This window comes from uncultured Negativibacillus sp., assembly GCF_944388365.1.
Classification (GTDB): Bacteria; Bacillota; Clostridia; order Oscillospirales; family Ruminococcaceae; genus Negativibacillus.
Genome location: NZ_CALXIN010000087.1, coordinates 1 through 7,463, shown reverse-complemented (window position 1 = coordinate 7,463; position 7,463 = coordinate 1). Strand labels below are relative to the sequence as shown.

7 protein-coding genes are annotated in these 7,463 nt (G+C 48.8%); all 7 read left to right on the top strand.

The genetic code is table 11. From position 1 onward, the window contains the following. Window positions 1-409: hypothetical protein (locus Q0L39_RS09665; RefSeq protein WP_296628748.1), on the top strand; the 409-nt coding region annotated here is incomplete at its 5' end. A 337-nt stretch (window positions 410-746) separates the two neighbouring features. Next, entirely contained in the window at window positions 747-1,595 is an 849-nt protein-coding gene (locus Q0L39_RS09660) for a hypothetical protein (RefSeq protein WP_296628746.1), read from the top strand. 73 nt (window positions 1,596-1,668) lie between these two features. Beyond that, window positions 1,669-2,388: a LytTR family DNA-binding domain-containing protein gene (locus Q0L39_RS09655; protein WP_296628744.1), complete on the top strand. Its 720-nt coding sequence runs from the start codon at window positions 1,669-1,671 to the stop codon at window positions 2,386-2,388. Between the two features lie 91 nt (window positions 2,389-2,479). Further along, window positions 2,480-3,703 (top strand): sensor histidine kinase, encoded by a 1,224-nt coding sequence (locus Q0L39_RS09650; RefSeq protein ID WP_296628742.1) that lies wholly within the window; start codon window positions 2,480-2,482, stop codon window positions 3,701-3,703. A 291-nt stretch (window positions 3,704-3,994) separates the two neighbouring features. Next, a complete protein-coding gene (locus tag Q0L39_RS09645; protein WP_296628740.1) occupies window positions 3,995-5,995 on the top strand; it encodes an FtsX-like permease family protein in 2,001 nt (666 codons plus the stop codon). A gap of 12 nt (window positions 5,996-6,007) precedes the next feature. Continuing rightward, a complete protein-coding gene (locus tag Q0L39_RS09640) occupies window positions 6,008-7,261 on the top strand; it encodes an ABC transporter permease (protein ID WP_296628738.1) in 1,254 nt (417 codons plus the stop codon). A gap of 4 nt (window positions 7,262-7,265) precedes the next feature. Next, on the top strand, window positions 7,266-7,463 hold a 198-nt coding region (locus Q0L39_RS09635; RefSeq protein WP_296628737.1), incomplete at its 3' end, for an ATP-binding cassette domain-containing protein.

The window sequence follows — 7,463 nt, the reverse complement described above, 5'->3', positions numbered from 1 at the left end:
GGCTGACGGACTGACAGATAACACACCGATGGACGTTGCGGAGCATTTTAAGGCAGCCCGTTTCCCTGAAACGATCAATGAGGTTTCGATTTATGACCATGCGGGCGCACAGATGCTGGCAGACTTCCCAAGCTCAGAGATCGAAGCATTGATTGATACACTCGCCCAATCCATGCCGGCACAGCTGAGCGATGAAGACTATCAGCAGATTGCCAAAGCACAAAACGAAGGCCAATCTTACCAGCTGTTTTTCAGCCTGAATGATGGCACAATCTATCATCTGTATGTCATCCCATCTTTGGAGATTGCAATGATAGGGGACGGCCGCTATGTCCTGCCGGAAAGTTTTGCAGAAGATTTCGGATCTCTGTTTGAGGGACTAAGCCAAAGCCCGCTTCCAGCCCAGTAAACATATTGGATGCATATGAAAACGAGCAGCCGTAAAATGCGGCTGCTCGTTCTGCTGTCATAGTACAGCGCGTGGGAGGACGGCGATGCTGTACGGGCCTTCCTGTTTTTAGCTAACCATCAGCGGCCTGCACTGGTCGCGGTGCCTGCAATCATAGCCAGAAAAAAGCCTGCTGACCTGCTGTCAGATGGCAAAGAGGTTCGTAAAATCAGACAAAAGCAGAACAGAAGATGCCCCAACATTCGCCTGTATTTTTTTCAAAAATGATGTAAGTTCTGCGACCGCCTTTTTCTTTTGTAAAGGAAGGAGTATAATAAAGGGAAGAGGAGGAATCTATATGAAGTTTAAAAAGATGGTGGTATTCTTTTTGGCGGCCAATATGCTGTTTGGTTTTACATCCTGCACACGTCAAACGGAGATGCCAAAGGTAGAGCACAGCGCCGGAGAAAACAGCACCGTGCAGGAACAGCGCATCGAGGAGGAGAGTGGAGAGGACGAAGGCTCTCTGGACAAAGATGCTTCAGAAGAAATCTCTGCAAAAACAGAAACACCTTCCGACCAATCGCAGCAGGAAACAAACGAGCAGCCGCAGAACACAGAGCAATCCGATCAGACCGGCTCGGATTCTGCCAAAACCGAGGAAGAGGATACGCCGGACGATACAAAGCAAGCAGATAATAAAAAGGAAGAAACAGAGCAGCAGGATTTATCTGCCTACGAATCGTTTGTCAATCCTTTGAAATACGCCTATATTCTGGACAAACCGTTTTCTGCCGAAAAGCCGTTCCTTCAGGAATGTGCTCCTGAAATTCTGTATAACTGGTGCCATATTGTTCTCTCGATTTTTGGCGAAAGCGAACCGGAGACGATACAGGGCAGCGATGGAATGTATTATTACAAGGCGGAGGAAGTAGAGCAAACCATCGAACAATACTATGGGATGCCCAAAGAACAGCTCCAGACAAGTCCATCCTATTCCTCCGAGGTAAACGGATACCTGATTCCGCAGGGCAGAGGCGGTTTCCTTCCTTATTATACGATTACCGGTGCAGAGGAGGACGGAGATCTGCTGGTCCTTCATTATGATGTTTACGACTATAACGAGAGCGTTTCCTCCAAACAGCGATTGACCATTCAAAAGACAGGTTCCGACAGCTGGAGGTATATCGAGAATGTGGCGGAATAATGTCTTTAACGGTGATTGGGAATGGATAGATCATTTTTAGAGAATAGTTTTAACCAAAGTGAGGACCCCCTTTATGCTTTCTGTAATCATTTGTGATGATTGTTGTGAGTTAAATGATGCGCTGTTTCAAATCGTAGAGCACTACTTTCATCAAAAAGAGATTCCCGTCCTGATTCAGCAATATGATGACTCCCAAAAATTGATAGAAGCCATGCCGGCTTTTGATATTATGTTTCTGGATATTGAGATGCCCCAATATGACGGGATTGAAGTGGCGAGGGCATTTCGGGAGAAATCAAGCTGGGGACAGATCATCTATGTCACAAATTATGCCCAATATGCACAAAAGGCTTTTTCTGTACATGCCTTTGGCTATATCACAAAGCCGGTGAATGAAGCCAGCATCCGCAGCATCCTGGATGAAGCGCTAAAATATCTGGAAAAGAAGCCGCCTCGTGACCGCTTCAGTATCATGACCCAACAGGGTGTGAAGCATGTGGCAATCGAAGATATTTACTATTTTGAAACCTATGAGAGAAAGGTCAGGATGGTTTGCAAGGATGGAAAATATGTGTTCAAAGGAACCATCGAGGAAACGTATAAAAAGATAGATCAGTCCATCTTTGCCTGTCCGCACCAAAGCTTTCTGGTGAACTTCCTGCACATTGATTTTCTCAAGGGCTACGATATCTTCATCGACAACGGAGACCTGATCCCGATCTCGCAAAAAAGAACAGTCGCATTTAAGAAGAAATATTATGATTTTCTGGAAGATACTTACTATATGATTTGATAGAGAGGATGGGATTGGTATCCTTTTTTTTACAACCCTGATTTCCACCGTCCTGCCAGTATTTACCGTGACGGGAGCCTCCTGTTACTTTATGGAAAAGGTATACGGACGCAAGGAACAGCATCCGACGAGAATCTATTTTCTGCTGTGGACACTGTTTGCTTTGGGATATATTCTGATTATCTCTTTACATAAGAATACGGTCTGGATGACCGGATTCGGGTTTAGTACAATGCTGCTGATCTCCGGCTTTTACCAGCAATATCAAAATAAGCTCATTTATACCGCCTTTTTTTATCTGTATCTGGTCATCATGGATGTCAGCTCGATACCGATTGTGTCGCTGTTCTCTAAGCTCGGAACGCAGCAGACGCTCCAAACAGGGTTCTTTCGGCTTTGCATGGCGGCGGTCAGCAGCGTTCTCATCATCGTGACGGTCAGACTCATCGTTGGATATATCAATCGCAACCAATTTCAGAAAAGTAGATGGAATATCAACACCATCTTTTTTCTTGCCTTTTTAATGGAGCTGATCATCCTGCTCTATGGAATCTTTCTGGCGGAGAAGAGAGCGGCAAATCTGGAAGTTTTGTCGCTGACACTGTTCTTTTTTCTGGTGTTCGACCTTCTTGGAATCTATCTGTATCATCTTCTTCAGCTCAAGGAACAGCTGAACGAGGAATTGATGCTGTCCAAACAAAAGGATGCGCTGGAATATCAACACCTCCAGCAGCTTCAGGAGCAGTATGAAAAATCCAGAAAAATACTGCATGATATGAAAAATCATATTCTGGCGATAGAAGGGTTTTGTATGTCTGAAAGTCCAAATACAAAGGAATATATCAAGGAAGTCATCGAAAGTATTGATAAAAGTAGCCATGTATTTCAGACCAACAGCAAAATCATCACGCTGCTGCTCAACAGTAAGATTCAAAAGACGGAGGAATACAACATCCTTTTCCGTGCAGAGGTGCAGGATATGTGCTTTGACTTTATCAGTGACCTGGATTGGGTCATCATTCTGGGCAATATTTTGGATAATGCCATCGAAGCATGTCAGCAGATCAAAGCAGGGGAACGGAAAATAGAGTTATTTATTCATCAGTATAAGAAAATGCTGATTATTCGGCTGGAAAACAGCGCAGCAGACAGACCCGATGCGCAGAACGGAAGACTGCGCTCCAATAAGCAGGGACACTTTGGCATCGGGCTGTCCAACGTTCGGGATACCGTAAAGAAATATGACGGGGATATGGAACTGGAATTTAATGATAACTGCTTTAAAACAAGGATCATCATTCCTGTAAAAGGATAGTATCTTATCCTCAGGAAACTAAAACAGCCGCATAGCAAACAAGCTTTACCATCCGGCTTTAGAGATGCAACCACCTTTTAGATCATCCATAGAAAACACAAAGGCACAAGGACCTCTTTCCGAAAGGAAGGAGGTCCTTGTGCGTTTATGCTGCTAATATGTGCGATTAGAATAAAAACAACTGCTGTTCTACAACATAATGTAGAAAAGATAAAAACCCACTTGACCGGTAATCCGGTGTTGTGTAAAGTTGTAGATAATAACCATTTATGATGTGGGAGGAGGTGCGCCATGCACCGAAAGATTTTCATTGAACAGCTAAAGCGCAGCAAAAAGACGGTTTTCTACCTTCTTTTGCTGATTGTGGCGACAGCCTTTTTCGTAACCAGTCTAAACCTCTATCACAATAGCACCGGCAATCTGCAAAAGGCGGAGGAAACCTACTCCACGCTGGCAGTGACCGAGCTGTACGGAGATATCGACCAATACGGCAATCTCGTGGAGGAAAACAGCCAAACCCACGTCGGCTACAAAGCGGCGGCGGTCAAAGGCTACGATATCAGCCAGATCATCGGCAGTGAATCGGTGGAAAGCTGGGATCTCCGGACCCAGTACGGCGCCTATATTGAGGACAGACCCGCTTTAAGAGGTGTGACGGACGATGGGATGTATGTGCCGAGAGCCTCGGGACAGCTGGTTCGTTTTCGGCTCATAGGTCAGACACCGATTACCTTATCCCTAGTCGAAATACAACAACCTCTTATCAAGTTGGAGATACTGGATGATGCGGCAGGATGTTTTCGCTATCAGGACACGTTCCGCTTTCACTGCTTCCTGACGCCAAAGGAAGTTGCAGGATACGCCGACCAGATCAAACAGGTCAACCGCAGCGATGAGACGACCGCCCTGACTCTTTATCCAGACGTGGAGTATGTCGCCTGCCTCTGGCCTGGTGCGAACTGGACCTGGAGTGCGCAGGAGGAAGGGATACTGGAAGTCTGCAAGGAGGACAAAAAAGGCTACAAAACGGATGAGATCGTGGATTTTAACCTGTGCTATCCGTGGACAGACTACGGAAATTTCCATGTCGCCTACGACAAGGACCAGGAATATCTGACCTATGACGATGGATATGCCATGGGATCGCCTTTTCCGCTCCAGCGCTGGGAGGATGTGCAGAATGATCCTAAGCTTCAATCCTATTACGACAAAACCTGGGAGGACCTCAAGATTCAAAACTATGTCTATCAGGTGCAGCTGACAAACGACATCACCTCGGTTCCTGCCTATCATATCGGCGGCGCCTCGCTCAGCGAAGGCCGGATGATCACTTCGGAGGAATATTTGTCCGGCGCGAAGGTCTGCATGGTGAGTGAGGAAATGGCCAATTTCCAGAACTGGGAAATCGGGGATAAACTAAACATCCACCTGTTTGAGACCTTCTATCAGCCCGCACAGCAGTACGATTATTCCCAGCCGCTTTGGGACAGCGACACCAGGGAGTTTATCCACCAAGGCGAGTATGAGATCGTCGGATTCTACGCGAAGAATCCTGTCACGGGAAATTCCGGCATCTCTCCAAATACGCTGGATATGAGCACCTTCAACATCTATCTTCCTGAGAAATCGGTCCCTGCGGTAATCCCAGTGGAGGAGCGCTATGTTCACAGCTCGCTGTTCTCGGTAAAGATTCAAAACGGCTCGATCGACGCCTTCCTCGATGACATGGAGGCAAAAGGCATTACCACCGAACAGGAGGGCCAGTTTACGCCGAAATTTACCTTCTACGATCAGGGATACAGTCTGGTGGAGCCAGGTCTGCGGGCGATGAACAGCACCGCAAAGCTGTTGGTGGTGTTGTCCACAGCGCTGCTGTTGATTACCAGCATCCTGATCGCCTATTTTTTCTGGCAGAACCAGCGGCAGACGGTGGGAATCTTCCGGCTGCTGGGCGGCACCAAGAAACAGGCGGTCGCGGCGGTGTTGGTTTGTGCGCTTCTTCTCTGCGGCATCGGTGCGGCAGTGGGAGGAAGTGTCGGCTACGGAGTAGCGCAGGCAATCGGCAGCGACATCATGGAAGAAAACGTTTCACACAGCGAGCGGGACAGCCTGTTTCAGGCCTATGTGCTGCCGGCGCAGGAGGAGCAGGAGAGCGTCGTTGTCACCGCTGATCCGATGCTGACGCTGGGAGCGTGCGGTTCGGTGCTGCTGTTTCCGCTGTTTCTGCTGGGCTTTGTGTCTGCGGACATCAACAAAGAGCCGCGGGAATTGCTGCCCAAGAGCAAAGCGTAAGGAGGCGAGAGGATGAAAGGACTGTCCTATCTGTGGAGGATGGCAGGCAGAAGAAAAGCAGCCTGCCTGTTGGTTCTGCTGTTTGCCATGGCAGCCACCGTCTTTTTGCTGCTCTATCCTGGCTTTATCGACAGCACCAGAGCAAGGCTCAAGGAAGCCTACGAGAGCATCGAGGTAACCGGCTGGATTCTCAACGCAGAAAGCTACGAGGAGCCGGTCATCCCTAGGGAACAGTGGAAAACGCTGGTCAACAGCGGCTATTTCAGTGAAAGCAGCGCCTATCACTATTTTCAGTTCAAACTTTATCCTAAAGACCAGCTGGAAGCGCAGGCGGGCAAGGACGCCGATGATGACCAAAACCTGCGGGCGATGCAGAAGCTGCTCCAGCAGGAGGAGGTGCGAGGAGAAAACGGATGGATGTACGCCTATGACAGATTTGCATCCTGTGACCAGCTGGTGCGCATCCAGGACAAGATAACCTGGCTGGACGGCTACGATGAAAGCTGCCTGGAAGGGAAGGAGCGCATCTGCATCATCTCCGATGAATTTGGCTATCAGCCAGGGGACACTATCCCGTTTTTTGCATCGGTCACCATGGACGACCTTTCCGAGATGTGCGGCATCTTCCGCCTGAAGGTGGCGGCGACCTATCACGGCAACATCACCGCCTTCAAAGCGGTGATGCCCATTGCGACCAGTGAGGAGCTTTGCTCTGCCGCCACCACGGCACATCAGCAGATGGGAGACGGCATGGTCTGGCCGTTTACACTGCGCAGCTTTGTGTTTACCGTCAAGGACAATCACCGGTTGGAGGAACTGAAGGACTATCTGGTGGAACAGGGTCTGTCTGGAAGCGCGGGCATCCGCGTTGCACTCGACGACCGCATTTTAAAAGGAACGGTTGCTCCCATCGAAAGCAATCTTGCGCTGCTCGAGGGACTGTACATCTTTTTCTTTGTGATGATTGCCGCCATCGGATTTTTTCTGAGCTTCCTGCTGGCGCGCGGCCGCAAGCCGGAATATGCCGTTATGCGGATGCTGGGCGAAAGCAGGGCACAGATTACCCTGAAAGCCCTGTGTGAGCAGTTTGTGCTCTGCCTGATAGGTGTGCTGCTTGGTGCAGCGGCAGTGGGAATGATGGAGAAAAGCAGCTTCCAGCTTAGCATCTGCGCTGTGATTTTACTCTGCTACACCTTGGGCGCGGCGGTAGCGGTCATGCTGACGGTCCGCGTCAATGTTATGGATATTCTGCGGGATAAGGAGTGAGGATATGGGAATGTTACAGGCACAAAATGTGCATTACATCTATCAGAGCAAGTACCAGAAGGTACACGCCGTCAAAGGCATCAACTTCGATTTCGAGGACGGAAAGTTCTACGCCATCGTCGGCAAGAGTGGCTGCGGAAAGACCACCTTTCTGTCGCTGCTGGCAGGACTTGACCTGCCCACCGAAGGCAGCATCCTCTAT